The organism is Enterobacter sp. ECC-019 (assembly GCF_043974075.1).
In the GTDB taxonomy this organism is placed as follows: Bacteria; Pseudomonadota; Gammaproteobacteria; order Enterobacterales; family Enterobacteriaceae; genus Enterobacter; species Enterobacter asburiae_D.
On sequence record NZ_CP143759.1, the window covers coordinates 4,729,758 to 4,754,952 of the forward strand.

General features: G+C 56.0%; 26 protein-coding genes. 13 read left to right on the forward strand and 13 right to left on the reverse strand.

The features are described 5' to 3' along the window. Positions 1-8 precede the first annotated feature (8 nt). Genes pgaB through pgaD form a run of 3 tightly spaced genes read left to right on the forward strand, consistent with a single transcriptional unit; the run spans position 9 to position 3,701 of the window. A complete protein-coding gene (pgaB, locus tag V1566_RS22420; RefSeq protein WP_395304664.1) occupies positions 9-1,946 on the forward strand; it encodes a poly-beta-1,6-N-acetyl-D-glucosamine N-deacetylase PgaB in 1,938 nt (645 codons plus the stop codon). Beyond that, positions 1,939-3,270, forward strand: a complete 1,332-nt coding sequence (pgaC, locus tag V1566_RS22425) for a poly-beta-1,6-N-acetyl-D-glucosamine synthase (RefSeq protein ID WP_395304665.1) — start codon at positions 1,939-1,941, stop codon at positions 3,268-3,270. The genes pgaB and pgaC overlap by 8 nt, the downstream gene beginning before the upstream one ends. After that, the gene (pgaD, locus tag V1566_RS22430) at positions 3,267-3,701 is read left to right on the forward strand and encodes a poly-beta-1,6-N-acetyl-D-glucosamine biosynthesis protein PgaD (RefSeq protein ID WP_395304666.1); all 435 of its coding nucleotides are present in this window, start codon (positions 3,267-3,269) and stop codon (positions 3,699-3,701) included. Before pgaC ends, pgaD begins: the two co-directional genes overlap by 4 nt. 52 nt (positions 3,702-3,753) lie before the next feature. Here the strand turns inward: pgaD and gss are convergent, their stop codons facing one another. Further along, a complete protein-coding gene (gene gss, locus V1566_RS22435) occupies positions 3,754-5,616 on the reverse strand; it encodes a bifunctional glutathionylspermidine amidase/synthase (protein WP_395304667.1) in 1,863 nt (620 codons plus the stop codon). A gap of 184 nt (positions 5,617-5,800) precedes the next feature. Between gss and yghU the strand changes: the two genes are divergently transcribed. Both yghU and V1566_RS22445 read left to right on the forward strand, forming a co-directional pair. After that, the gene (gene yghU / locus V1566_RS22440; RefSeq protein ID WP_395304668.1) at positions 5,801-6,667 is read left to right on the forward strand and encodes a glutathione-dependent disulfide-bond oxidoreductase; all 867 of its coding nucleotides are present in this window, start codon (positions 5,801-5,803) and stop codon (positions 6,665-6,667) included. Positions 6,668-6,822: 155 nt separating this feature from the next. Then, positions 6,823-7,155: a glycine zipper domain-containing protein gene (locus V1566_RS22445; protein WP_213330193.1), complete on the forward strand. Its 333-nt coding sequence runs from the start codon at positions 6,823-6,825 to the stop codon at positions 7,153-7,155. A gap of 73 nt (positions 7,156-7,228) precedes the next feature. Here V1566_RS22445 and V1566_RS22450 read toward each other — a convergent pair whose 3' ends face one another. From V1566_RS22450 to V1566_RS22460, 3 genes are read right to left on the reverse strand one after another with little or no spacing between them, the layout of a single operon-like run. Continuing rightward, positions 7,229-8,131, reverse strand: a complete 903-nt coding sequence (locus V1566_RS22450) for an alpha/beta hydrolase (RefSeq protein ID WP_395304669.1) — start codon at positions 8,129-8,131, stop codon at positions 7,229-7,231. After that, positions 8,121-9,017, reverse strand: coding sequence for an alpha/beta fold hydrolase (locus V1566_RS22455; protein WP_395304670.1), 897 nt, complete (start codon positions 9,015-9,017; stop codon positions 8,121-8,123). The genes V1566_RS22450 and V1566_RS22455 overlap by 11 nt, the downstream gene beginning before the upstream one ends. Positions 9,018-9,041: 24 nt before the next feature. Beyond that, positions 9,042-10,097, reverse strand: coding sequence for a sugar phosphate isomerase/epimerase family protein (locus V1566_RS22460; RefSeq protein WP_395304671.1), 1,056 nt, complete (start codon positions 10,095-10,097; stop codon positions 9,042-9,044). A gap of 141 nt (positions 10,098-10,238) precedes the next feature. Here V1566_RS22460 and V1566_RS22465 point away from each other — a divergent pair, with 141 nt between their 5' ends. Next, positions 10,239-10,829, forward strand: coding sequence for a TetR/AcrR family transcriptional regulator (locus tag V1566_RS22465; protein WP_395304672.1), 591 nt, complete (start codon positions 10,239-10,241; stop codon positions 10,827-10,829). A 10-nt stretch (positions 10,830-10,839) separates the two neighbouring features. Here the strand turns inward: V1566_RS22465 and V1566_RS22470 are convergent, their stop codons facing one another. The 3 genes from V1566_RS22470 to V1566_RS22480 form a co-directional block, all read right to left on the reverse strand. Continuing rightward, positions 10,840-11,118, reverse strand: coding sequence for a hypothetical protein (locus V1566_RS22470; RefSeq protein WP_395304673.1), 279 nt, complete (start codon positions 11,116-11,118; stop codon positions 10,840-10,842). 348 nt (positions 11,119-11,466) lie between these two features. After that, positions 11,467-11,721 carry a hypothetical protein gene (locus V1566_RS22475; RefSeq protein WP_395304674.1) on the reverse strand — a complete coding sequence of 85 codons (255 nt, stop codon included), beginning with the start codon at positions 11,719-11,721 and terminating at the stop codon, positions 11,467-11,469. Between the two features lie 128 nt (positions 11,722-11,849). Then, the gene (locus V1566_RS22480; protein WP_395304675.1) at positions 11,850-13,397 is read right to left on the reverse strand and encodes a methyl-accepting chemotaxis protein; all 1,548 of its coding nucleotides are present in this window, start codon (positions 13,395-13,397) and stop codon (positions 11,850-11,852) included. A 230-nt stretch (positions 13,398-13,627) separates the two neighbouring features. Between V1566_RS22480 and V1566_RS22485 the strand changes: the two genes are divergently transcribed. Next, positions 13,628-14,668: an aldo/keto reductase gene (locus tag V1566_RS22485; RefSeq protein WP_335244790.1), complete on the forward strand. Its 1,041-nt coding sequence runs from the start codon at positions 13,628-13,630 to the stop codon at positions 14,666-14,668. Between the two features lie 97 nt (positions 14,669-14,765). On the opposite strand, the gene V1566_RS22490 is transcribed toward V1566_RS22485, so the two are convergent. Then, positions 14,766-15,254, reverse strand: a complete 489-nt coding sequence (locus tag V1566_RS22490; protein WP_047347852.1) for a TIGR00645 family protein — start codon at positions 15,252-15,254, stop codon at positions 14,766-14,768. A gap of 81 nt (positions 15,255-15,335) precedes the next feature. Next, the gene (locus tag V1566_RS22495; protein WP_023309170.1) at positions 15,336-15,839 is read right to left on the reverse strand and encodes an ESA_00282 family adhesion-associated protein; all 504 of its coding nucleotides are present in this window, start codon (positions 15,837-15,839) and stop codon (positions 15,336-15,338) included. 103 nt (positions 15,840-15,942) lie between these two features. Between V1566_RS22495 and V1566_RS22500 the strand changes: the two genes are divergently transcribed. Continuing rightward, on the forward strand, positions 15,943-16,347 hold the full coding sequence (locus V1566_RS22500; protein WP_395304676.1) for a hypothetical protein: 405 nt from the start codon (positions 15,943-15,945) through the stop codon (positions 16,345-16,347). Between the two features lies 1 nt (position 16,348). Further along, on the forward strand, positions 16,349-16,795 hold the full coding sequence (locus V1566_RS22505; protein WP_395304677.1) for a cytoplasmic protein: 447 nt from the start codon (positions 16,349-16,351) through the stop codon (positions 16,793-16,795). Here V1566_RS22505 and V1566_RS22510 read toward each other — a convergent pair. The 3 genes from V1566_RS22510 to exbB form a co-directional block, all read right to left on the reverse strand. Beyond that, positions 16,792-18,243 carry a methyl-accepting chemotaxis protein gene (locus tag V1566_RS22510; RefSeq protein ID WP_395304678.1) on the reverse strand — a complete coding sequence of 484 codons (1,452 nt, stop codon included), beginning with the start codon at positions 18,241-18,243 and terminating at the stop codon, positions 16,792-16,794. The two genes, V1566_RS22505 and V1566_RS22510, sit on opposite strands and share 4 nt — an antisense overlap. A 273-nt stretch (positions 18,244-18,516) precedes the next feature. Then, positions 18,517-18,942: a TonB system transport protein ExbD gene (gene exbD, locus V1566_RS22515; protein ID WP_023309173.1), complete on the reverse strand. Its 426-nt coding sequence runs from the start codon at positions 18,940-18,942 to the stop codon at positions 18,517-18,519. A 4-nt stretch (positions 18,943-18,946) separates the two neighbouring features. Further along, entirely contained in the window at positions 18,947-19,678 is a 732-nt protein-coding gene (exbB, locus tag V1566_RS22520; RefSeq protein WP_395304679.1) for a tol-pal system-associated acyl-CoA thioesterase, read from the reverse strand. 252 nt (positions 19,679-19,930) lie between these two features. Here exbB and metC point away from each other — a divergent pair, with 252 nt between their 5' ends. Continuing rightward, the gene (gene metC / locus V1566_RS22525) at positions 19,931-21,118 is read left to right on the forward strand and encodes a cystathionine beta-lyase (protein WP_395304680.1); all 1,188 of its coding nucleotides are present in this window, start codon (positions 19,931-19,933) and stop codon (positions 21,116-21,118) included. Between the two features lie 143 nt (positions 21,119-21,261). Further along, entirely contained in the window at positions 21,262-21,921 is a 660-nt protein-coding gene (gene yghB / locus V1566_RS22530) for a DedA family general envelope maintenance protein YghB (RefSeq protein ID WP_159514908.1), read from the forward strand. Between the two features lie 47 nt (positions 21,922-21,968). Here yghB and V1566_RS22535 read toward each other — a convergent pair whose 3' ends face one another. Continuing rightward, on the reverse strand, positions 21,969-22,868 hold the full coding sequence (locus tag V1566_RS22535) for an AraC family transcriptional regulator N-terminal domain-containing protein (RefSeq protein ID WP_395304681.1): 900 nt from the start codon (positions 22,866-22,868) through the stop codon (positions 21,969-21,971). 196 nt (positions 22,869-23,064) lie between these two features. Here V1566_RS22535 and yqhD point away from each other — a divergent pair, with 196 nt between their 5' ends. Beyond that, positions 23,065-24,228: an alcohol dehydrogenase gene (gene yqhD / locus V1566_RS22540; protein WP_182071638.1), complete on the forward strand. Its 1,164-nt coding sequence runs from the start codon at positions 23,065-23,067 to the stop codon at positions 24,226-24,228. A gap of 105 nt (positions 24,229-24,333) precedes the next feature. Further along, the gene (gene dkgA / locus V1566_RS22545) at positions 24,334-25,161 is read left to right on the forward strand and encodes a 2,5-didehydrogluconate reductase DkgA (protein ID WP_395304682.1); all 828 of its coding nucleotides are present in this window, start codon (positions 24,334-24,336) and stop codon (positions 25,159-25,161) included. Positions 25,162-25,195 lie beyond the last annotated feature (34 nt).

The following is a 25,195-nucleotide window of genomic DNA, read 5'->3' on the forward strand; positions in this document are numbered from 1 at the left end:
GGATGAATATGCTGAACACACGTATTTCCGTGAGTCTGATACTCCTCGGCTGGCTCTGCCTCAGCGCGAGCGTCTGCGCGCAGGCGATCTCGTTCATTGCGCCCAAAGCGCGGCCGCAGCTGGAGGCGAGTAAACCCTGGCCGGAGAACCAGTTTCTGGTCCTCGCCTACCACGACGTAGAAGACGATGCCGCCGATCAGCGCTACCTCTCCGTTCGCACCAGCGCGTTAAACGAGCAGATAAGCTGGCTTCTGCACAACGGCTATCACGCCATCAGCGTGCAGGACATTCTGGATGCGCATGACGGGAAAAAAACGCTGCCGCCAAAAGCCGTTCTGCTCAGCTTTGACGACGGCTACAGCAGCTTTTACACCCGCGTCTGGCCGCTGCTTCAGGCATGGAACGTTCCTGCGCTGTGGGCGCCGGTGGGCAGCTGGGTGGATACGCCGGCAAATCAAAAAGTTAACTTCGGCGGCCTGATGACGCCCCGCGATCGCTTCGCGACGTGGGACATGGTGCGCGAGCTCAGCCAGTCTCCGCTGATAGAGATCGGATCGCATACCTGGGCCTCGCATTACGGCATTCCGGCCAACCCGCAGGGCAGCCGGGAACCGGCGATCGCCAATCGCTTTTATGACAAAGCCACGGGCCGCTATGAAACCGACCAGCAGTTCAACCAGCGGATCGGCGATGACGTTCGCAAAGTGACTGAAAAAATCACGCAGGTGACGGGCAAAGCGCCGCGCGCCTGGGTCTGGCCCTACGGCGCCGCCAGCGGTACGTCGCTCGCTATCGCCAGACAGCAGGGCTATCAGCTGGCCTTCACCCTTGAGGACGGGCTGGGGAATGTGCAGGATCTGGGCAACATTCCCCGTCTGCTGATCGCCGGAAATCCCTCGCTCAAGGCGTTTGCCAGTACTGTCAGCCAGGTTCAGGAGCGCGATCCCGTGCGCGTCATGCACATCGATCTCGACTACGTTTACGATCCCGATCCGACCCAGCAGACCCAAAACATCAACAAGCTGATTCAGCGGGTCTATGACATGAAAATCAGCCATGTTTTCCTGCAGGCGTTTGCCGACCCGCAGGGCGACGGCAGGATCAAGGCGCTCTATTTCCCCAACCGCCGGCTGCCGGTCCGGGCCGATCTCTTTAATTTTGTTGCCTGGCAGCTACAAACCCGCGCGGGGGTAAAAGTCTTCGCGTGGATGCCGGTGCTCTCGTTCGATCTCGATCCTTCCCTGCCGCGCGTGCAGCGCCGGGATCGTCAAACCGGCCAGCTGCGCGAAGCCACCGAGCCCTATATCCGGCTCACCCCATGGGACCCGCAGGTGCGCCAGCAGGTGACGGACATCTATGAAGATCTGGCCCGCTATGCCAGCTTCAATGGGATTTTGTTCCATGATGATGCGGTGCTGACGGACGTGGACGATGCCGGACAGGACACGACTCGCCAGAAGAGCCAACGGCTTATCGGATTTACCCACGCCCTGAGCCTGGCGGTGAAGCATATCCGTGGCCCGCAGATAAAAACCGCCCGCAATATGTTCGCCTTACCCATTCTGCAGCCCGAAAGCGAGGCGTGGTTCGCGCAGAATCTTGATGATTTTCTGGCGGAGTATGACTGGACGGTGCCAATGGCCATGCCGCTGATGGAGTCCGTTCCGGTAGACGAGAGCGATGCCTGGCTGACGCGTCTGGTTAAAGCGGTCGCCACCCGCCCCGGCGCGCTCGATAAAACCATTTTCGAACTGCAGGCCAGGGACTGGGATCAGAAACCACAGCGCGCCGTTGCCGATAGCCAGCTTGTGCAGTGGATGCGCGTGCTCCAGCTGAACGGTGTCAAAAACTACGGTTACTACCCCGACGACTTCCTCAACAACCAACCTGATATCTCACGCATCAGGCCTGAATTTTCTTCGTACTGGTACCCTGACAATGACTGATCGCATTATCGCATTCTCTATTTTATGTCTGGTATTCGGGTTGCCATTAGGCGTGGCCGCCCTCTTTACCGGCGAACTGATTCTGGATTTTGTATTCTTCTGGCCGCTGTTCATGTCGGTGCTCTGGATAACCGGCGGCCTCTATTTCTGGTATCAGCTTGAACGCCACTGGTCGTGGGATCAAGACACGCCCGCCCCGACGCTCGCGGGCGAGCCGCTCATTTCCATTCTTATCCCCTGTTTCAACGAGGGACGAAATGCCCGGGAGACCATCAGCGCCGCGCTGGATCAGCGGTATGAAAATATAGAAGTTATCGCCATCAACGACGGCTCATCTGACAACACCGCGGAAGTATTGCAGGCGCTGGCGCTGGAACAGCCGCGCCTGCGGGTGATTAACCTCGCGGAGAACCAGGGGAAAGCGCTGGCGCTCAAAGCCGGGGCGGCGGCGGCCCGGGGCGATCTGCTGGTCTGCATTGACGGCGACGCCCTGCTCGATCGCGATACCGCCGCTTATCTGGTGGCCCCGCTGATTCAGTACCCCCACGTCGGCGCGGTGACCGGCAATCCGCGCATTCGCACGCGCTCCACGCTGATTGGCCGCATACAGGTGGGTGAGTTCTCTTCCATTATTGGGCTCATCAAGCGGACGCAGCGGATCTATGGCCGGGTCTTTACCGTCTCCGGCGTCATCGCCGCCTTTCGCCGACAGGCGCTGGCAGACGTCGGGTACTGGAGCCCGGACATGATCACCGAAGACATCGACATCAGCTGGAAGCTCCAGCTGCGCCACTGGGATATCTTTTTCGAGCCGCGGGCGCTGTGCTGGATCCTGATGCCGGAGACACTGAAGGGCCTGTGGAAACAGCGTCTGCGCTGGGCCCAGGGAGGCGCAGAGGTGTTTCTGGTCAACCTGCGCAAGATTGTGCGCTGGGAGCATCACCGCATGTGGCCGCTGTTTCTGGAGTACGCGCTGTCAACGCTGTGGGCCTTCGCGTACGCGATGACGGTGCTGCTGTTCCTCATCAGCCATGTCGCGCCTGTTCCACCCAACCTGACGGTGGAGAGCCTTTTTCCACCGGAGTTTACCGGGCTGCTGCTGGGGGTGATGTGCCTGCTGCAGTTCCTGGTCAGCTTGTTCATCGAGCGGCGCTATGAACGAAAAGTGGCCAGCTCGCTTTTCTGGGTGATCTGGTTCCCGATGGTGTACTGGATGATTGGCCTGTTCACCACCCTCGTCGCATTTCCAAAAGTGATGCTTAAACGTCAGCGCGCCCGCGCGCGCTGGATCAGTCCTGACCGGGGAAAAGGAAGCCTTCAATGAACGAAAATACCTTAATTTTGACCGAGCATCGGCTATTGCCGCGTCTTTTTGATGCCGCGTTAACGCTGGTGGCGTGGGGAGGCTTTCTGTTTTTCCTGTATGCCAGGCTCTGGATGCAGCTAACCGAGGAGAGCAACTACCGCTGGGGCGTCATTATTGCGTCCTTTAATACGGTGTTGATCTATTTGCTGTTCGCCGCGCTCAACGGCTGGCTGCTGATTTTGTGGTATCAGTACAATCGCCGCCGCGCCCACGTGAGGCGGCGTCAGCCGGGCTATTTTCACCAGGAGGAGCTGGCCCGCAGCTTTAATGTTTCACCGCAGATCATCTCCGAGATGAGCCAGTACAACCTGCTGACGGTGTATCACGATCAGATTGGCCGCATCATCGATCTGAAGAGCAGCGAGCAGTTGGAAGAGGAAGAACAGTAACGAAAAGCCCCCGCAGGATACCCTGCGGGGGCTTTTTTATCGCGGGAGTCAACTACTTATCTTTAACCACAATCAGCGGCTCGATATCGCTCTCTTTCTTCACCACCAGCGAGTCATCGCCGCGCAGACAGGTTCCGCCGTAGTTCCCGCCCACGGTAAAGGTACAGACCTGTATGTATTTGCCGTCGACCTTCGGCAGGCACCACAGCTGCTGGTAGATGTTTTTACGGTCGACAAACTTGCCGCTGGATTTATCCAGCAGTTCGTCCTGGGCACTGATCAGGTCGATATTGCTGCCGCAGCGTCCGGCAATCGGCTTGACGGCATAGCCGGTCTGCTTCAGCAGATCGTTAACCTCAAAATCGGTATCGAGCAGGTAGCGGTGATTCGGGAACAGCTGCCACAGGACCGGGAGAATCGCCTTGTTGCCGGGGATCACGGTCCACAGCGGTTCAAAGACCAGCACTTCCGGACGCAGCAGAACGTCAATCAGGCGCACCTCGCCCTCGGGATGCCCGGTGCGGATCGGCACGGCGGCGTATTCGGTTTCGCTCACCTCACGGATCTGCTCTATCGCCGTTTCCCACGCCCAGGTTTTCCACACACAGTTGACGTGGCGACCTTCGTCGTCAATCAGCTGCCCGGCGGCATCCCAGCTGAGCGCCTCCAGCCCGTGCAGGATTTTGGTTTCGAAACCGGCCTGCATCAGCGAACGCTGAATAAAGAGCGCGTGATAGTCCTCTTCGACATCGTTGTCCTGCATGATGTGGACGAAAGGCCGCGCGTGGCTGTGCTTCCATGCGCCGGTCAGCTCTTCCAGCAGCCCTTCCGCCGGGTTATGCCCGTTGCCGCGATAGCCGTTTTTCACCCACTCTTCGAGAATCAGCCCGCCCTCGGTATGGCAGGACGCGGAGTCGGCGTTGTACTCGTAGACCTTAATGCCGCGCTCATCCATGCAGAAATCCATACGACCGGTGATCATATGGTGGCGACGCCACTGCCAGGAGAGGCGCAGGCGCGGCCAGAGGATTTTCGGGATGTCGAAAAGCGCCAGCAGGCTGTCGTCTTTTAGCACCTTGTCCGTCGCGTGCAGGTACATCAGGTGCAGTTCGTTGGTGGCCTTGATCAGCTCCTGCTCGGCGCTTTCGGTAATGGTGAAGTACTGGCAGGGATCTTTGTTGATCACATGGCCGTTCGCGCGGATATACGCCTGCTGCAGCGCGTCGTTTTCGTTAAGCCATTTTCCGTCGAACTGACGCCTGTTTTTCAGCCGCGCGCCGCGGATTTTCAGCAGTTCACCGTCGATTTCCGGCTGGGGAATGCTGTGTTCCGTGTCGTCGGTCTGGATCATCCAGCCGAGGATCTCCGTGTCGTTGAAGGTGTCATGGATCGTGTAACACCCGTTCTCCACGCTCAGACGCAGCTCGCGCGTCCACTGCTGCCCGAGTGGCAGCGGGGAGTGAATCACGTTCTGCTCCGCAATTCGCACCTTATCGTCCAGAAGCTGGGTGATCACCGCCACGTGGCCGGTCTCGTGAAACTCGCCGCCCTTTTGCCAGATCAGCAGCGCTCCGGCGCGCGGCGCGCGTTTCGAACCGTTGGCAAAAGCCTGAAGGGGCAGAATGTTATCGTTCACCACCTGACGCAAAAAGCGCAGGGAGAAGATTTCCCACGCCATGCCGACATCGGTAAACACAAAGCCATAGTTGAGAAACAGGAAACGGCGGGCAAACTCAACGCACTGCCACTTGTGGCCCATGTATTCGTTGCCAATGTAGCTGCGAAAATCCGCGTCTTGCGGGTAGCTGCGCGGGTCCAGACTGCCGTAATTTGAAGAGTAAATCGCCACGCCACCGGGCGCATAGCCTAACAATGTCCCGAATGGCGCATCACTGCTTAACTTTCCTTTACGCATGTATCCAACCTAAAACAGGCAGGCGGCAATTTTTTTAAGGGGTTGTCGTCGTCTGCACGTTGTAATTAACCTGACAGAGGTGGATTTATCATACACCTCCCCTGACCATTGCGCTCACATCGTTAAACGGTCGATTCATCTCCTGCTAAACTCCCTCAACACATCACTCAAAAGGCAGGCCAACATGTCAGACAACACGTATCAGCCCCCCAAAGTGTGGGAATGGAACAAGAACGGCGGCGGCGCGTTCGCCAATATTAACCGTCCGATCTCCGGCGCGACGCATGAGAAAGAACTGCCCGTGGGCTCCCACCCGCTGCAGCTCTACTCTCTGGGGACACCGAACGGTCAGAAAGTGACGATCATGCTCGAAGAGCTGCTGGCACTGGGCGTTGCTGGCGCGGAGTATGACGCCTGGTTAATTCGCATTGGCGAGGGCGATCAGTTCTCCAGCGGATTCGTTGAGGTGAACCCGAACTCGAAAATACCGGCGCTGCGTGACCACTCCACGAACCCGCCAACGCGCGTATTTGAATCCGGCAATATTCTGCTCTATCTGGCGGAGAAGTTCGGCCACTTCCTGCCGAAAGATCCGGCGGGACGCACCGAGACGCTGAACTGGCTGTTCTGGCTCCAGGGTGCGGCGCCGTTCCTCGGCGGCGGTTTTGGCCACTTCTACAACTACGCCCCGGTGAAAATCGAGTACGCGATTGACCGCTTCACCATGGAAGCCAAACGCCTGTTCGACGTGCTGGATAAACAGCTGGCGCGCGGTCGCTACGTGGCGGGTGAGGAGTACACCATCGCGGATATCGCCATCTGGCCATGGTTCGGCTGCGTGGCGCTGGGCAGCGTGTACAACGCCGCCGAGTTCCTGGATGCAGAGAAGTACACCAACGTGCAGCGCTGGGCGAAAGACGTGGCGAATCGCCATGCCGTTAAGCGCGGACGCATCGTTAACCGCACCAGCGGCGAGCTGAACGAGCAGCTCCACGAACGCCACGCGGCGAGCGACTTCGAGACCAATACAGAAGACAAACGTCAGGCGTGACGACTGACCGGGCGGTTCGCCGCCCGGCAGATCCTTGCTCAGGGCATGATTAGCCTAAAGGTTGAGCCGGTATTGCTGGCACTATCTGGACGTTTTTCTCGCGTCTGAGAGTGAGAAATGACGTCTCAACCGACAGCAGTCACAAAGGATCTGTTATGAAACTTATTAAAACAACGCTGGTTATCAGCGCCCTCATTTTTTCCACCTCGGGAATGGCCATCGACAAAACCGCCGCTGGCGCGGTAGCAGGTGCTGCCATTGGTGCGGCCACGGGTAAAGATCTGAAATCGACCGTTGGCGGTGCCGTTGTTGGCGCAGGCACCGGTGCCATGTTCAAAAACGGCGACAAAGGTAAAGCCGCGCGTAAAGGTGGTGCGGTAGGTGCTGCCGTGGGCGCTGGTGCCGCAGCGGTTACCGGCAAGAGCGTGCTGAAAGGTGCGGCCGTTGGTGCCGGTTCAGGCGCGCTGATTGGTGAAGCGACGCACTAAGGCTGTGTACCACCTTGTGAACAGGCATGAATAATAAACCCAGCGATCGCGCTGGGTTTTTTGTGTTTTTGAATCAGATACAAGCCCGTTCGAACAACCGACGCGCGGCTGGCGTTATCCCTGACATATGCATGCAGGCATGCACCATTCCCGGCAACCGTTCGCAGCGCACTGGCACCCCCGCCTCCTCAAGCCGCAGCGCATACTCTTCAGCCTCATCGCGCAGGGGATCATATTCACAACTCAGGATGGTAGCTGGCGGTAACCCCCTCAGCGAGGCCATATGCAGCGGCTCGGCATAAGGATGACGACATTCTCCCAGATAGTTTTCCCAGCAAAACGCCATCGCATCACGCGTTAAATAATAACCTTCAGCAAATTCACAATAGCTTTGGGACGACATTTCGCGACTTAACGCCGGGTAAAGCAGCAACTGATGCTCAATGCGAGGTCCGCCGCGATCCCGGGCCAGCAGAGCTGTCGCGGCAGCAAGATTGCCGCCTGCACTGTCGCCGCCCACCGCCAGACGGGTCGCATCTATCCCCAAAAGCGCGGCCTGTTCACTGGCCCAGCACAGTACCTGATAAACATCTTCTAACGGCCTTGGGAAGGGGAACTCAGGTGCCAGACGGTAATCAACGGAGAGTATTTTCCGGCCAGTAGCATTGGCCAATGCCTGACAGGGCCGATCGTACAGCGACAACGAGCCCAGACACCATCCGCCGCCGTGAGCAAACAGCATTGCAGGCTGCGCGATTTCAGCGTTTGAGGCAGCAGGCGTATACGCGCGAAGGCCGATAGCGTAACCATCATCAGCGATAACAACGTAATGTTGAATGCCGCCACCTGTTTCCTCCTCACCCTGTAGCCGCAGCAAATCCACTTCGGTGGCGGCACGCAGGTCGGCTAACGACGCCGGTTGCGGCGCGCCCCATGATGCAGCCAGAAAGTCAGCAATGTGTTTATCAAGCGGCATGATCGGTGTCCTCTGAAAGAAAGGGTACGATCAGCCCAATAAACGCCTCATGACACTCTTCGGTAATAAAATGCCCGCAGTTCGCCACCGTCTCGCCACGCAGATCAAGGGCATTGCCCTGCAGGGTTATCAGCGGCGCATCGCGCGTCGCATGTTCGGCCCCCACGGTTAACACCGGCATGGTTAAAGGCGTTTGCGCACGGCGTTGGTTCTGCCGGATGGTTTCCGGGATAGCGCGATAATAGTCGAAGCCCGCACGCAGCCCGCCGGGTGTTGAATAGGCGGCAATATACACCTCTGCGGCAACCCGTTCACGGCGATGAGACCAGCGGTCGAAAATATAGCTGAGATACTGTGATTCGCGCCCGCTGGTCAGGGTTTCGGGTAGATCCGCCAGTTGATTGAACATGAAGTGCCAGAGAAAGATGTTCTCTTCCGGTGCGACAAAAATCGGCGGTGGCGGGGCCAGTCCAGGAATAACCGCTTCTGTCAGCACAAGTCGTTCTATCGCCTGAGGAAAATCGCTCGCCATGGCATAGCCGATCCACATGCCAATATCGTGGCCCACTACTCTGTAACACGAATGACCCAACTGCCCCATCATGGTATGCAGCATGGCACCGACACGTCCGGTATCATAGCCGTCACGCGGTTTATCTGACTCACCAATACCCGGAGGGTCGACCGCTATCGCCTGAAAACCCGCCGCCGCCAGCGCCTGAAGGACATAGCGCCAGGTATACCAGGTCTGCGGCCAGCCCGGTATCAGTAATACCGGTTGTCCTTTTCCCGCCACGACGCAATGGATGCGCTGTCCGTTCACTTTCGTATAGACGTGTTCTGCCCTGAGATCCGCATGCGCGATCTCACCGTATTGTTGTTCCATGGGGACTCCCTGTAATGTCTTGGCTTAGCGAATGCCGAGTAATGCGTTGATTTGCTGATGGTTAACTGGCGCACCGGCGAAATCATCAAAGACTTTATCGGTGATGTGAATAATGTGGTCGCGGATGAACGCTGCCCCTTCTCTGGCACCATCCAGCGGGTTTTTCAAACAGCACTCCCACTCCAGGGTTGCCCAGCCGGCATAGTCGTATTGAGTCAGCTTCGAGAAAATAGCCCTGAAATCCACCTGGCCGTCACCCAATGAACGAAAACGACCTGCACGATCAACCCATGACTGATAGCCACCATAAATACCCTGACGCCCGGTCGGATTAAATTCAGCGTCTTTGACGTGGAACATGTTGATCATGTCCTTATAAATATCAATAAAATCCAGATAGTTAAGCTGCTGTAATACCATGTGGCTGGGGTCGAAAAGTATCCGGCAGCGGGGATGCTCTTTCACCCTTTGATAAAACATTTCAAACGTCACCCCATCATGCAGATCTTCACTCGGGTGGATCTCATAGCAGAGGTTAATACCCTGCTCGTCACAGGCGTTGAGCACCGGCATCCAGCGCCTGGCCAGCTCGTCAAAGGCGGTTTCAATTAACCCTTCCGGGCGCTGCGGGAACGGGAACAAATAGGGCCACGCCAGCGAGCCAGAGAAGGTACCCAGATCGCTGAGTCCAAGCCTGGCAGAGGCCTTGACCGCCATCAGCAGCTGTTGCTGTGCCCATTCGCCGCGGGCCTGTGGGTTGCCGTGGACTTCCGGCGGCACAAAGCTGTCGCATAAGCTGTCGTAAGCAGGATGTACCGCCATCAGTTGGCCGAAGATGTGGCTGGTCAGCTCACTCACCACCAGGCCATGCTCCGCCAGCATACCGGTCAGATCGTCGCAGTAGGTCTGGCTTTCTGCCGCCGTCGCCACGTCGAAGAGACGGCGATCCCATACCGGGATTTGCAGAGCGCTAAACCCCGTTTCCGCCGCCCACCGGGCTATCGCAGGCAAATTATGGAACGGGGCCGCATCATCGCTGAACTGAGCCAGATGGAGAGAGGGACCTTTGAGGGTTTTCATCGTATACTCCTATTATTTGTCGATTGACAAACAATAGGAGTAAAGTCGGATAACCGCAAGCGAAAATTATAAATTCGTTGGTAATCCAGATGATTTAAGCGATCCTGTTCCACTGAATTCAGGACCAACCGGAGCAACAAAATGGCAGGCAGACCGCGCCAGTTCGATCGCGACCAGGCGCTTATCAAAGCGCGCAACCTGTTCTGGCGACAGGGTTATGAAGGAACCTCAATGTCGGATCTGGTGGCAGAGCTGGGGATTGCATCGGCACGGATTTACAAGGCGTTCGGTTCAAAAGAGCAGCTCTTTCGGGAAGCTATCGCCGATTACGAAAAACAGGAAGGTGGTTTTGCGGATCGGGCCTTATCCGCAGGGGGCAACATGCGGGATACCCTCCAGACGCTGCTAATGGATGCGGTTTATCTGTACTGCCATCCGGATTTGCCGCAAGGATGTATGGTGGTGGCCTCTGCAGCCAGCGTCAGTGCGGAAAATGAAACGCTCAAAACCTGGCTGGCACAGCATCGCCTGCAGCGTACGCAGCAGATCATCGACCATCTCCATCATGCAGTGCATAACGGTGAACTGCCGGATACGACCGATGCAGAGAGTCTGGGAGACTTTTTTGCCGTCTTTTTACATGGTTTGTCGGTGCAGGCCAGGGACGGTGTTCCGGAATCGCGTTTGCAGGCAGCGGTTAAGCAAGCGCTGAGCCTGCTGCCGCATTGCTGAGTGAGAAGCATCAATGATGATCGTCGTACTGATGCTCAATCACCATCCCTTCCGCCACGCTCGCCACATGACGCGCACGCGGGTGATAAACCGGAGCAGGCGCTGGCGCGGCATAGACAGTTTGTGACGGTGCTGGCGCGACGGTTACCGCCTCCGGAACCGTGGTGGATGACGGGACAATCACCACTTTATAACCACTCGGGACATCCACGGTGACGCTTTGCGCCATTGCTGAATTGACCATAGCCAGGCCTGCCATGGCGGCCAATACAATATAGAGCTTTTTCATAGACTGTATTATTTCCGGTAAAATAAGAAAATTAATTATGTCGGGATGAGCTTAAGGCTATATTAATTCCCATCGCCTTTACGGTGCAGAAAATGCCAAATATATTGTTACATTAACACATGAAAATAATAACGCAGGCCGGGCAAGGCGCAGCCGCCACCCGGCAACAGAAGACAATTTTAATTAATCGCGATATTCCCTTCCGGCGTATTTATCCAGCGCGGCGCTTTCAGCGTATCGGCGTAATATATCACCAGTACACTCAGCAAACCCTCTATCACACTGGCCATCTCCTGTGGCAGGGCGAGGCGGCAAGGGGCATTCCTGGAAGCCGTCTCGCAAATCTGATTAATACTTAATATCCCGCGCCTTTTGTCTTCCGGACTGTTTCATCTGACGCTTGTCCTGACGGCAGTCGTGATTACTCTGGTTATTGTTCGCCACGCAGGCCTGCTTCACCTGCCGTGACGCGTCCCGGGTTTCCTGCCTGACATCACGCGCCACGCGCCGTTCCTGCGCCTGCTGGGTCGCGCTGGCACAAACCGAGAACAGCATCAGAAAAATGAAAGACAGAAAAGGGACGACAGATAACGATCTGTTCATAGCAACACCTCACAGAAGAGAGCCCAGAACGTCAGTGGGGTTAGCAAAAGAATAGCAGTTTCAGCGCGCGCTGAATGGGGAAGGCGTTAATAATGCAAGGCCGCACAAGGCGGCCTTGCGACGTTGCGTTATGCCGTCAGGCGGAACTTTTGCACCGAGCGCTGAAGATCTTCGGTCTGGCGCTCCAGCGCCGCCGCCGCCGCGGAAACCTCTTCAACCAGCGAGGCGTTTTGCTGGGTAACGCCGTCCATCTGGGTAATGGCAATCCCGACCTGCGAAATGCCCTTGCTTTGCTCCTCAGAGGCGGAAGCGATTTGCTTCATAATGGTCGTCACTTCCGTCACGTCACGCAAAATCGCATCCATGGTGGTGCCGGTGTCGCCCACCAGCTTCGCCCCTTGCTCTACGCGGGAAACGGAGTCGGTAATCAGCCCCTCGATCTCTTTAGCCGCGTTGGCGCTGCGGCTTGCCAGGTTGCGAACTTCACCTGCCACTACCGCGAAACCACGACCCTGTTCGCCCGCGCGCGCCGCTTCAACCGCCGCATTGAGTGCCAGGATATTGGTCTGGAAGGCAATGCTGTTGATCACGTTGGTGATTTCAGCAATTTTCTTCGAGCTTTCAGAAATTCCGCTCATGGTGGTCACCACCTCTTCCACCAGCGAGCCGCCGCGGCTGGCGGTGGTTGAGGCCACATCGGCCAGCTGGCTTGCCTGACGCGCGCTTTCCGCGTTCAGTTTCACCGTGGCGGTCAGCTGTTCCATGCTGGCTGCCGTCTCTTCCAGCGCAGCCGCCTGCTCTTCGGTACGGGAAGAGAGATCGTTGTTACCGCTGGAGATTTCCGTCGCGCCGCGCCAGATATTTTCACTGCCGGAGCGAATTGTGCTGACCGCTTCGCGCAGGCTGTCCTGCATGGCGCTCAGCAGCGGCACCAGTTGTCCCACGCAGTTGCGGCCGAACGGCTCAATGGGCTGGCTGAGATCGCCCTGGGCAATCTGGCGGAACTGCTGACGGATGCGGTCCAGCGGTTTAACCAGCATCGCCACCAGGTAGCGGTCGGTGAAGAGCAGGATCAGCAGGCCGATAATCGTGGCGGCGATTATCACCGTGCGGGTCATGCTGGTCAGGCCGTCCACCACCACGCGGGTACTGTCGAGCGACTTCGCGGCAGCATTGTTGAACTCCTCAGCGGCCGCGCCGAATGCCCGGCTCAGCGGTGGCGTGACGTTGTTGGCCTGCTGACGATACCCTTCCAGAGACTCCAGCTTTGCCTGCTGCATTTGCGGCGTGACGCCCTGTTCGAGCAGCGCCTGCCAGGTACCGATCACCCGGGAAGAGACCTGCTCATCCATTGGGCCTGGAGAAATGGCTTTCATCTCGGCCAGTTTCTTGCCCATGTTATCCAGCGCCTGTTGGGCAGAGGCCAAATCCGGCGTGCCGCCTGCGGCTTTGACTTCCATTGCGCGGCTCAGACGGGTCACAAAGCGGAAATACTGGTCGTTGCCCTGGCTGAGGACCGTCATCTGTTTAACCAGCTGGCGATCGACTTCATTGCCATCCGTTACGCGAGAAAGGGACCAGGTGCTGTACAAGCCAACACCCGCCCACATTAAACAAAAGATCCCGAGGATCGTCAGCATGACGAAGCGGATCGTGAAATTACGGAGCATATTCATAAGTCTTCCTTGCCGTGAGGGTGAGTTCGCCCAGAGGCGAGTACTACTCTCGTTATCGGCAGGAACGAGGGAAATTATAACGTTTTGTGATCATTTTTAATTAGCGTGGCTTCACTGGTCGCACAGCTACCGTTAACCATTATGCCCGCGCTTAGTGATGTAATTTGTGATGTGATAAGTTCAGAATGAAAACGTTGTTTCGAAATTTCATCGATAAGAAAGGAGACATCATGTCCTGGCACCCTTACCCCGGCCGCTATGAGAATATGCAATATCGTTATTGCGGGAAAAGTGGCCTGCGCCTGCCCGCGCTGTCACTGGGACTGTGGCATAGCTTCGGCCACGTCCAGCCTCTTGATGCCCAGCGCGCGCTGCTGCGAAAAGCCTTCGACCTCGGCATCACCCATTTCGATCTCGCCAATAACTACGGACCTCCGGCGGGTAGCGCGGAAGAGAATTTCGGCCGCCTGCTGCGTGAGGATTTTGCCGCATACCGCGACGAGCTGATTATCTCCACCAAGGCGGGTTACGACATGTGGCCAGGGCCGTACGGTTCCGGCGGTTCACGTAAATATCTGCTCGCCAGCCTCGACCAGAGCCTGAAGCGTCTGGGCGTCGAGTACGTGGATATTTTCTACTCCCACCGCGTGGATGAAAACACGCCGATGGAAGAGACGGCCTCTGCGCTGGCCCACGCCGTGCAGAGCGGCAAAGCGCTGTATGTGGGCATTTCCTCCTACTCAACCGAGCGCACACAAAAAATGGCCGAGCTGCTGCGCGAGTGGAAGATCCCGCTGCTGATCCACCAGCCGTCCTATAACCTGCTTAACCGCTGGGTCGATAAGACCGGTTTGCTGGATGCGCTGGAAGCAAACGGTACGGGGTGTATTGCCTTTACCCCGCTGGCGCAGGGTCTGCTGACCGGGAAATACCTGAACGGTATTCCGGAGGGTTCACGCATGCAGCGCGAAGGGAATAAAGCGCGCGGCCTGACGCAGAAGATGCTGACCGACGCCAACCTGAGCAGTCTGCGTTTACTGAATGAGATGGCACATGCCCGTGGCCAGACCATGGCGCAGATGGCGCTAAGCTGGCTGCTGAAAGATACGCGCGTGACGTCCGTACTGATTGGCGCGAGCCGCCCGGAACAGCTGGAAGAGAATGTTCAGGCGCTGGAAAACCTGCGCTTTACGGAGGACGAACTCAAGCGGATTGACCAGCATGTTGCGGATGGGGAGTTGAATCTGTGGCAGGCGTCGTCGGATAAATAGTGCGGTCTGATGCCCTCACCCCGGCCCTCTGAAAGGCCGCACCGAGCGGTCCCCTCGCCCCTTTGGGGAGAGGGTTAGGGTGAGGGGTAAGGTGTCTCTACTTCTTACTGATCTTATCCAGATACCCCATCACAAACGCAGACAGCACAAACGTCAGGTGGATGATGACGTACCACATCAGTTTGTTATCCGGCACGTTCTTCGCGTCCATAAACACGCGCAACAGGTGGATAGAGGAGATCGCCACAATCGACGCGGCCACTTTATTCTTCAGCGACGACGCATCCATTTTGCCCAGCCAGCTGAGCTTCTCTTTACGCTCGTCGATATCAAGCTGGGAGACAAAATTCTCGTAGCCGGAGAACATCACCATCACCAGCAGCCCGCCCACCAGGGTCATATCCACCAGCGACAGCAGAACCAGAATCAAATCCGCTTCGGCAATGGAAAAAATGTTCGGCAGAACATGCCAGATTTCCTGAAAGAACTTAATCGTCAGCGCGACAAGTGCCAGCGAAAGGCCAAAATAGACGGGGGCCAGTATCCAGCGAGAGGCGTACATGGCATTTTCAAAAAAGCGTTCCATAAAGTCCTGTTTGCAAAAGAAACCAGCGCCCAGTATATCTCAACGGCGCTGACTGTTTGCAATAACTCAACAGTACGTCACTCAGACGTTGTCCGGGTTAACCTCGGGACGTGCGTACTCCGGCCAGACAAGCGCCACCAGCTCAGGATAGGCTTCCAGGCTGAACTCGCGAAAACACTGCCGCAAATTTAATACGTCCAGATCGGAATAAGATACCTTCTCGCCGTTAAGGCAGCGCTTTTTGATATTGTCATAATATTTATACACTGCTGAATTCAGGTCGCTACAGCGACGCTGTGCCTCAAACAGTCCGGGCGTATCATTAATTTCCGACATTTTCATGCGCTTAATTGTCGCGTGTAAAAAGTCGATATATTCGTGGTTCACCCGCCAGTACCAGACAGGCGTAACGGAGTTCATCAATACAGAGAAATGGTCTTCACCTTCCTCTTTTGTCATCAGTTCAGGTTGCGGGGGTTCACTGGTGTCTTTCGACACTTTCGTTTTATTGAACTCCTGCATCAATAAAAGAACACCAGCGGTCAGTAATAGTAATGTGATGACCGTAAAAAAGATGCTGTTCATGGGTAGGCTCCATTTTTTTTGATTTTAAATTTGCCTCATGATATTGTCAACGAATCTCACGCCTTTACCAACCCCACCCTGTTGAAATTAAAGGAAATTAAAAATGCTGCCCGACTATCTCGTCCCGGCTAAGTACCACATCACGCCTGTGGAACAGCAACCGACGGAAGCAGAAAAAGAGGCCAGTTTCACTCAGGGGAAAAGAAAGCTCTCTGATTTCGAGCCCGATATATTAATTGGTGTATCCCGAACTGGCAAATCCCGAAATATGGTGCTGGAAGAGCACGATCGCCATATAAAAGACCGCTTATTTCGCACCATAAAAATTGAAGCCTTTGTCCACCTACTGAATGACCTGCAGGCCGAGGGTGAAATAGATGCCCAGAAACTAAGTCAAATATTGGCCGAGAAAACCGAAGAGATTAATGAAGCTGGTAATGAAATTTGGCTTAATTTAATTACGCGCGAAAAAAACAACCCAATTTTTTATGACCTGGGGGAAGATTAACGTGAAAGAAGTTAAAAACAATGACGTTTATTTGACTTTAGATGATAAAAAAAGTGATGAATTTATCTTAAAGCAAAATCTCGACGCACTGCGAAAAACAAAAAATGACGAGATGACGCGTATTACACAAGACCTGGTATCGATCCCGGCGACGCTGGTTCGTCTGAAATGGCAGAATCGCCGTGAAATTTATCCGCTTCAGGTCAAAGAAGAAATTTACGGTGCCGTGATGAACGCCATCATTGAACAGCGGCCAGAACTGAAAGAGAAGCTTCTCGGCCGTCTTGAGGCCAATTATCAGTATCTGCTTGCCAGAGAAATCGCCACTCTGCGTCTGACGCGCAGGCTGTCAGACGGTAAGTACCGTACTTCAAACGTCACCTGCGTTGCGCTGGATGAGGACGCGCTGGCGTCTGGCACCAGCACCCCCTCCGAACCGCAAAGCTAGTTAAATCTGAATACGGCAATTGCCTCTTTTAACTGACCCGTCTGCTGCCGCTGCGCGTCGGCCACCTGCAATGTTTGCGCAACGTGACGCACATTCTCCTGCACGCTGGCATCGATGCTGGCAATGCTGTCGTTCATCTGCGCAATGCTTGCCCGCTGCTGCTCGCTCATCTGCGACAGCTCTTCCAGCAGAGAGCGAAGCCCTTCGATACTCTCAATGATCGACTTCATTGTCATACCCGCGTGCTCAACCTGCTCGACACCCTGCAGCGTGGTCGCCTGCGATGCGGTCAGAAGCTGGCGGATATCTTTTGCAGCCCCCTCACTGCGCTGGGCCAATACACGCACTTCAGAGGCAACCACAGCAAAGCCTTTACCATGTTCGCCCGCTCTTGCAGCCTCGACCGAGGCGTTGAGCGACAGAATATTTGTCTGGAACGCAATCCCGTCGATCAGCTCCAGAATGGCGTAAATACGCTGCGACTCCTCGCGAATGTGCTCCATCGCCGCAATCGCCTGCCGTACGTTATGGCCCCCCTGCTCCGCCACGTTACTGGTACTGAACGCCACCTCCCTGACCTGGCTGGCTTTTTCACTGGTCAGGGTAGCGACAGCCCTTAACTGTTCCATCGCACTGGCCGCCGTTGCCAGCGAACTTGCCTGGTGATCGGTACGTTCCGACAGCGCGCTGTTGCGCTGTCCTAACGCGCAGGATGCCTCCAGCAGTTGTCCAATATTGACGCTGACCTGCTCAAGCGTGGCGCGCATGGTGCCAAGCGTCAGGCTGAACGTGCGGGCAAAAGGAGACTCTGCAGGCACCGCATCGACGGCAAGCGTGAGGTACCCAGGTTCGCGGTTGATCACGCCCGCGAGCCCTGCCACCTCGCTCGCAGAGCGGGCGTCCTGCTCCATTCGTATCGCCAGCAGGACCAGGATCGCGGTCTGGACCACCACAAACAGACCATGAAAAACCACCATATGAAAGCCGGTGTGCATGAACACTACGACGCCGTAAAGGTCATTCTCCTGCAGATAGTTAAACACCAGATGATGTAACGCGATGACCGCCGCCCCCATCACCAGAGGCCGCCAGTCTCGCCAGGCAAGCAGCGCGGAAAGCAGGACAAAAACTGAGAAATGGTATTCGGTTTCACCCTCGCCCAGATGAATGAGCAACGCGGAAAATGCCATTAGCACAAAAGCAGAGCTCAGGCGGAGCAGGAGCGCACCGGGAAACAACAGCGTCAGCAGCGTCGATAAACTGGCCAGAGAGGTACCGACAATAGCCCCCTGCACAATATTCTCGTTCATATAACCAACCCCCAGAGAGATCCCCCACAGCGACCAGATAAGCACCAGAATGAGCCTGTCGGCGCGTCGTCGAATTGCGGAAAGCGAAAACTGGTCGTTTTGAGGCGCGTGCGGATACAGCCATGTCATCGTAGCCATAGGGAATCTCTTGCTGTGCAGGTGAAAAGATCCTTCGAAGAAGGACTGTTTTTATTATCTTTTTTAAGCGTAGTGGGGATATTCCACGACGCCATTTCAGCAAACGATATATTTTAATGGCGCAGCCGAATACTGATATTTACTTAACTATCAATAGATTATTAATTATGGCTTTATTGATAAATAAATATGAAGAATGGGGATATACAGCAGAAAATAATAACGATTTAACATAGCAACAAACAAAAAAGCCGGCTTTCGCCAGCTTCTTTATCACTTCGAGGCCGCTTTCTCTTCGCCGACCAGTCCAATCTTCAGGTAACCCGCCTGATGCAGCGTGTCCATTACCTTCATCATGGTTTCATAATCAACGGTTTTATCCGCACGGAAGAAGACCGTGGTGTCTTTCTTACCGCCCGTAAGCTGCTCCAGCGCCGGGATGACGGAGTCGGCCGTCACCGGGTCGTTCCCGAGGAACATGGATTTATCCGCCTTCACCGACAGGTAAATAGGCTTCTCCGGGCGCGGCTGGGGCTGACTGGAAGAGGCAGGCAGATTCACCTTCACATCCACCGTCGCCAGCGGCGCAGCCACCATGAAGATAATCAGCAGAACCAGCATAACGTCGATAAACGGCGTCACGTTGATTTCATGCATTTCGCCGTTATCGTCCAGATTTTCGTTTAGACGCATCGCCATACTATTAACCTGCGCGCAGTTTAGACGCCGCATGCACCGGCTTAACCGAGCTGGCATTCAGGTCGAGATCGCGACTTTGCAGCAGCAGAACCTGCGCGGCAACGTCACCCAGCGTGGCTTTGTAGCTGCCAATCATACGCGCGAAGATGTTATAGATAACCACCGCCGGGATAGCAGCAACCAGACCGATTGCCGTTGCCAGCAGCGCTTCTGCGATGCCAGGCGCCACAACCGCCAGGTTGGTGGTTTGGCTCTGCGCGATACCGATAAAGCTGTTCATGATGCCCCAGACCGTACCGAAAAGACCGATGAACGGTGAGATCGCACCGATGGTCGCCAGATAACCATTGCCGCGTCCCATGTGTCGGCCAACGGCCGCAACGCGACGCTCCAGGCGGAAACCGGTACGTTCTTTGATGCCTTCGTTATCTTCACTGCCAGCGGAGAGTTCCAGTTCGTTCTGTGCTTCATTCACTAACAGGGTGGTCAGGCTTTTCGCGTGGAAGGAGGAGGTCATGTCGGCAGCCTGATCCAGAGAGCGGGCTTCAGCCAACTGCTGCTGTTCGCGCTTCAGGCGACGCTTCTGCGAAAGCAGCTCGGCGCTTTTGCTGAAGAAGATAGCCCAGGTGACAACGGACGCCAGAATCAGGCCGATCATCACAATCTTAACCACGATGTCAGCATGCTGATACATGCCCCAAACGGAGAGATCCGTCTGCATCAAATTATTACCCACTCTGTATCTCCAGGACGCAAATCACAAAATCTGAGCGTAATAATATCAAAACGTCGTCGAATTGATAGTAGTTCTCATTAGTATTTGCATGGTGCCGTAATTTTCGCTCACTTTCCTTGCGCTTACGCAGTAAAAATTTCTTATGCGCTTTTTTGCTAATATTTTCTGCTTATTCGATAAGCCTCCGGGTGCAGTTTTTTCCAATCGTGGTAGTCTGGACGTCCAGACGTATAAAAAACAGGGTTAGCGAACATGACAAAAAAGCATCTTGATACCACGCTGGTACAGGCAGGACGCAGCAAAAAATATACTCAGGGATCGGTCAACAGCGTGATTCAACGAGCCTCCTCGCTGGTGTTTGATACCGTTGAGGAGAAAAAAATCGCCACGCGCAACCGCGCGAAAGGCGGGCTGTTTTATGGCCGTCGCGGCACGCTAACCCATTTTTCTCTGCAGGAGGCGATGTGCGAGCTGGAAGGCGGCGTGGGCTGCGCGCTGTTCCCGTGCGGGGCGGCTGCGGTCGCCAACACCATTCTGGCGTTTGTGGAACAGGGCGATCACATCCTGATGACCAACACCGCCTATGAGCCCAGCCAGGACTTCTGTACCAAAATCCTCAGCAAGCTCGGCGTGACCACCGGCTGGTTCGACCCGCTGATCGGTGAAGGCATTGCCGAACTTATTCAGCCAAACACGCGCATCGTGTTCCTGGAATCTCCGGGGTCACTCACCATGGAAGTTCACGACGTGCCGGCTATCGTGAAAGCCGTGCGCAGCAAAGCGCCAGAGGCGATCGTGATGATCGACAACACCTGGGCGGCAGGCGTGCTGTTTAAAGCTCTGGAATTCGACATCGATATCTCGATTCAGGCGGCGACGAAGTACCTGATAGGCCACTCTGACGGCATGATTGGCACGGCGGTCTCCAACGCGCGCTGCTGGGATCAGCTGCGTGAAAATGCCTACCTGATGGGCCAGATGGTGGACGCAGACACGGCCTACATGACCAGCCGAGGTATCCGCACGCTGGGCGTTCGCCTGCGTCAGCACCATGAAAGCAGCCTGAAGGTGGCCGAATGGCTGGCGCAGCATCCGCTGGTTGAGCGCGTTAATCACCCCGCGCTACCGGGCAGTAAAGGCCACGAATTCTGGCAGCGTGACTTTACGGGCAGCAGCGGCCTGTTCTCGTTCGTGCTGAAAAAACGGCTGAATAACGACGAGCTGGCGAGCTATCTGGATAATTTTACCCTCTTCAGCATGGCCTACTCCTGGGGCGGATTTGAATCCCTGATCCTGCCTAACCAGCCGGAACAGGTTGCGGCTCTGCGCCCCGGCGGAGAAGTGGACTTCAGCGGTACCCTGATTCGACTGCATATCGGTTTAGAAAATGTTGACGATCTGATTGCCGATTTAGCAGCAGGGTTCGAGCGTATCGTGTAGAGTGCTGGCTGAAAATGTACTCCCTGGACGCTTTTGTGAACACCGCAAGCAGAAAAGTCTGCATGAGTTGCGCCCGGGATCAAACCCGACGGCCGAATATGGGAGTACAATAGCGCTATATCTGCTGTTCCACAGGAAAGTCCATGGCTGTTATTCAAGATATTATCGCGGCGCTCTGGCAACACGACTTTGCCGCGCTGGCGGATCCTCACGTCGTCGGTATCGTTTACCTCGTGATGTTCGCAACTCTGTTTCTGGAAAATGGATTACTGCCAGCCTCTTTTTTACCCGGTGACAGCCTGCTTTTACTTGCCGGGGCGTTAATCGGCAAAGGCGTCATGGACTTCACGTCAACGATGGTTATTCTCACCTCCGCAGCCAGCCTGGGCTGCTGGTTGAGCTATCTGCAGGGCCGCTGGCTGGGGAATACCCGCGTCGTGAAAGGCTGGCTGGCGCAGCTGCCGCATAAATATCATCAGCGTGCGACCTGCATGTTCGACAGGCACGGGCTGCTGGCTTTGCTGGCGGGGCGTTTCCTGGCGTTTGTTCGCACGCTCCTGCCTACCATGGCGGGCATTTCCGGTCTGTCAAACCGCCGCTTCCAGTTCTTCAACTGGCTGAGCGCCCTGCTGTGGGTGGGTGTAGTCACCACGCTCGGCTACGCGCTGAATATGATCCCCTTTGTGAAACACCACGAAGATCAGGTGATGACCTTCCTGATGGTGCTGCCGATGTTCCTGCTGGTAGCAGGGCTGGTGGGGACCATCGCGGTAGTGATCAAGAAGAAGTACTGCAGCGCGTGAGGTAATTGCCGGGTGGCGGCTACGCCTTACCCGGCCTACATTTCCCGTCAGGCTCCCTGCATGGTTCGGATACGTGACGCATCCTCTCCCGGCGTAACGCCGAAATAGCGCTTAAACTCCCGACTGAACTGCGACGCACTTTCGTAGCCTACCCGCATCGCCGCCGCGCTGGCTTTCATGCCATCGTGGATCATCAGCATCCGCGCCTTATGCAGCCGGTAGGTTTTAAGGTATTGCAGGGGCGAAGTGCTGGTCACCGATTTAAAATTATGGTGAAACGCCGAGACGCTCATGTTCGCTTCCGCGGCGAGCTGGTCAACGCTGAGGTTTTCCGTGTACTGGCTTTCAATACGCTTGAGCACGCGGCTGATCAGGCTAAAGTGAGTTTGCCGGCTCACCAGGGCCAGTAACGCCCCGCCTCCCGGTCCCAGCAGCACGTGGTAAAGAATTTCGCGGATAATCTGCTTGCCCAGAATACGCGCGTCCAGTGGCCTCTCCATCACGTCCAGCAGACGCTCAATGGCGCATAGGATCTCTTCCGATAACGTCGCCGAGTTAATCCCGCTCGACGCCATCGAAGGCTGGAAGAACTCGTCTTCACCAATCTCCATCAGCAGCTCCTGCAGCTGAAGAATATCGACGTTGACGCGAATACCGGCCAGCGGAACGGCCTCTGTCGCGAAGGTTTCACATTCGAAGGGTAAAGGTACTGTCAGAAGCAGATATTCATTGGTGTCGTAACGGAACACGCGCTCGTTGATATAGCCAATTTTATGGCCCGAGAAGAGAAAAACGATGCCCGGCTGGTACATCACCGGCGTGCGCGTCCCTGGCTGCGTGCCATAAAGCAGGCGAATGTCAGGAAGCAGGCCACTGACGCCATTTTCGTTATCTATCAGTCTTTTAATCTGCGTAGTGAGCTGATGGCAGATCGCTTCACGGTTCATATTACGTTACTCCGGGTACGGTTTCCGACGCTGACAGTGTGCGTCGTTTTCCGCGCTTTCTCCAGCGCTCTGTAGAAATGGGCAAGACATCGGCAGGAATGTGCATTGAGAGGATAGCCCCGGAAAGCCACAATGTGCAGCATCAGGTAGCCCTCTGCGCCACCACGGTTTTTCACCCACTATAAGGGAACGAGCAATGAACAACTTTAATCTTCACACCCCAACCCGCATTCTGTTTGGTAAAGACGCCATCGCCGATCTGCGCGCGCAGATCCCTGCTGACGCCCGCGTGCTGATCACCTACGGTGGCGGCAGCGTGAAAAAAACCGGCGTTCTGGATCAGGTTTATAGCGCGCTGGACGGTCTGGACGTGCGTGAGTTCGGCGGCATCGAGCCAAACCCGTCTTACGAAACGCTGATGAACGCGGTGAAAATCGCCCGCGAAGAAAACATCACCTTCCTGCTGGCCGTCGGCGGCGGCTCCGTGCTGGACGGCACCAAATTCATCGCGGCGGCAGCGCACTATGCAGACGGCATCGATCCGTGGCACATCCTGGAAACCCGCGGCAGCGACATTAAAAGCGCCATCCCGATGGGCTCCGTGCTGACCCTGCCAGCGACCGGCTCTGAATCCAACAAGGGTGCGGTGATCTCCCGTAAAACGACCGGCGACAAACAGGCCTTTATGAACGAACACGTTCAGCCTGTGTTTGCCATTCTGGACCCGGTTTACACCTACACCCTGCCTGCGCGTCAGGTGGCGAACGGCGTGGTCGACGCCTTTGTTCATACCGTTGAACAGTACGTAACGTATCCGGTGAATGCCAAAATTCAGGATCGCTTCGCGGAAGGCATTCTGCTGACGCTCGTCGAAGACGGCCCGAAAGCGCTGAAAGAGCCGGAAAACTATGACGTTCGCGCCAACGTGATGTGGGCCGCAACGCAGGCTCTGAACGGTCTGATCGGTGCTGGCGTGCCGCAGGACTGGGCGACCCACATGCTGGGCCACGAGCTGACGGCGATGCACGGTCTGGACCACGCACAGACGCTGGCCGTTGTTCTGCCTGCCCTGTGGAACGAAAAACGTGATACCAAACGTGCCAAGCTGCTGCAGTACGCCGAACGCGTGTGGAACATCACCGAGGGTTCTGACGATGCGCGTATTGATGCCGCCATCGAAGCAACCCGCAGCTTCTTTGAAGGTCTGGGCGTGCCAACGCGTCTGTCCGGCTACGGCCTGGACGGCAGCTCCATCCCTGCCCTGCTGGCGAAACTTGAAGAGCACGGCATGACCCACCTGGGCGAGCACGGCGACATTACGCTGGACGTCAGCCGTCGCATCTACGAAGCGGCGCGATAAGCGTTTTTGCCCTCCCGACTTTCGTTTTTTGACATTTCGTCCAGACTTAATGCACACCCCATCGCCGGAGGAACCCTCCGGCGATGCGCACCTGAAGGAGGAAAAATGGCAAACCAAACCGTAATCAAGCTGCAGGACGGCAACGTGATGCCCCAGCTGGGGCTAGGTGTATGGAAAGCCGGTAACGACGAGGTCGTCTCCGCCATTCATAAAGCCCTGGAAGTCGGCTATCGGTCCATTGATACCGCTGCCGCATACAAAAACGAGGACGGCGTGGGTAAGGCACTTGCCAGCGCTGGCGTCCCCCGCGATGAGTTATTCATCACCACTAAACTCTGGAACGACGATCAAAAACGCCCCCGCGAAGCCCTGCAGGAGAGCCTGGAGAAACTCCAGCTCGATTTCGTCGATCTCTGGCTGATGCACTGGCCGGTTCCGGCTATCGATCACTACGTTGATGCCTGGAGAGGAATGATTGAACTGCAAAAAGAGGGGCTGGTGAAAAGCATCGGCGTCTGTAATTTCCAGGTTCATCACCTGCAGCGGCTGATTGACGAGACGGGCGTTGCACCTGTGATTAACCAGATCGAGCTGCACCCGCTGATGCAGCAGCGCCAGTTACATGCCTGGAACGCCACGCATAAAATCCAGACCGAGTCCTGGAGCCCTCTGGCGCAGGGCGGCGAAGGGGTGTTTGATCAAAAGATCATCCATGAGCTGGCGGATAAATACGGCAAAACGCCGGCACAGATTGTCATTCGCTGGCATCTGGACAACGGCCTGGTGGTCATTCCGAAATCGGTCACACCGTCGCGCATCGCCGAGAACTTCGACGTCTGGGATTTCCGGCTGGATAAAGATGAGCTGGGCGAGATTGCGAAGCTGGATAAGGGCAAGCGGCTTGGGCCGGACCCGGACCAGTTTGGCGGGTAATCGCGTAAAAAAGCCGGGTGGCGGCTTCGCCTTA

Coding starts and splice junctions, on each gene's coding strand:
- pgaB (WP_395304664.1), top strand. CDS start 9: ATGCTGAACACACGTATTTCCGTGAGTCTGATACTCCTCGGCTGGCTC.
- pgaC (WP_395304665.1), top strand. CDS start 1,939: ATGACTGATCGCATTATCGCATTCTCTATTTTATGTCTGGTATTCGGG.
- pgaD (WP_395304666.1), top strand. CDS start 3,267: ATGAACGAAAATACCTTAATTTTGACCGAGCATCGGCTATTGCCGCGT.
- gss (WP_395304667.1), bottom strand. CDS start 5,616: ATGCGTAAAGGAAAGTTAAGCAGTGATGCGCCATTCGGGACATTGTTA.
- yghU (WP_395304668.1), top strand. CDS start 5,801: ATGTCAGACAACACGTATCAGCCCCCCAAAGTGTGGGAATGGAACAAG.
- V1566_RS22445 (WP_213330193.1), top strand. CDS start 6,823: ATGAAACTTATTAAAACAACGCTGGTTATCAGCGCCCTCATTTTTTCC.
- V1566_RS22450 (WP_395304669.1), bottom strand. CDS start 8,131: ATGCCGCTTGATAAACACATTGCTGACTTTCTGGCTGCATCATGGGGC.
- V1566_RS22455 (WP_395304670.1), bottom strand. CDS start 9,017: ATGGAACAACAATACGGTGAGATCGCGCATGCGGATCTCAGGGCAGAA.
- V1566_RS22460 (WP_395304671.1), bottom strand. CDS start 10,097: ATGAAAACCCTCAAAGGTCCCTCTCTCCATCTGGCTCAGTTCAGCGAT.
- V1566_RS22465 (WP_395304672.1), top strand. CDS start 10,239: ATGGCAGGCAGACCGCGCCAGTTCGATCGCGACCAGGCGCTTATCAAA.
- V1566_RS22470 (WP_395304673.1), bottom strand. CDS start 11,118: ATGAAAAAGCTCTATATTGTATTGGCCGCCATGGCAGGCCTGGCTATG.
- V1566_RS22475 (WP_395304674.1), bottom strand. CDS start 11,721: ATGAACAGATCGTTATCTGTCGTCCCTTTTCTGTCTTTCATTTTTCTG.
- V1566_RS22480 (WP_395304675.1), bottom strand. CDS start 13,397: ATGAATATGCTCCGTAATTTCACGATCCGCTTCGTCATGCTGACGATC.
- V1566_RS22485 (WP_335244790.1), top strand. CDS start 13,628: ATGTCCTGGCACCCTTACCCCGGCCGCTATGAGAATATGCAATATCGT.
- V1566_RS22490 (WP_047347852.1), bottom strand. CDS start 15,254: ATGGAACGCTTTTTTGAAAATGCCATGTACGCCTCTCGCTGGATACTG.
- V1566_RS22495 (WP_023309170.1), bottom strand. CDS start 15,839: ATGAACAGCATCTTTTTTACGGTCATCACATTACTATTACTGACCGCT.
- V1566_RS22500 (WP_395304676.1), top strand. CDS start 15,943: ATGCTGCCCGACTATCTCGTCCCGGCTAAGTACCACATCACGCCTGTG.
- V1566_RS22510 (WP_395304678.1), bottom strand. CDS start 18,243: ATGGCTACGATGACATGGCTGTATCCGCACGCGCCTCAAAACGACCAG.
- exbD (WP_023309173.1), bottom strand. CDS start 18,942: ATGGCGATGCGTCTAAACGAAAATCTGGACGATAACGGCGAAATGCAT.
- metC (WP_395304680.1), top strand. CDS start 19,931: ATGACAAAAAAGCATCTTGATACCACGCTGGTACAGGCAGGACGCAGC.
- yghB (WP_159514908.1), top strand. CDS start 21,262: ATGGCTGTTATTCAAGATATTATCGCGGCGCTCTGGCAACACGACTTT.
- V1566_RS22535 (WP_395304681.1), bottom strand. CDS start 22,868: ATGAACCGTGAAGCGATCTGCCATCAGCTCACTACGCAGATTAAAAGA.
- yqhD (WP_182071638.1), top strand. CDS start 23,065: ATGAACAACTTTAATCTTCACACCCCAACCCGCATTCTGTTTGGTAAA.
- dkgA (WP_395304682.1), top strand. CDS start 24,334: ATGGCAAACCAAACCGTAATCAAGCTGCAGGACGGCAACGTGATGCCC.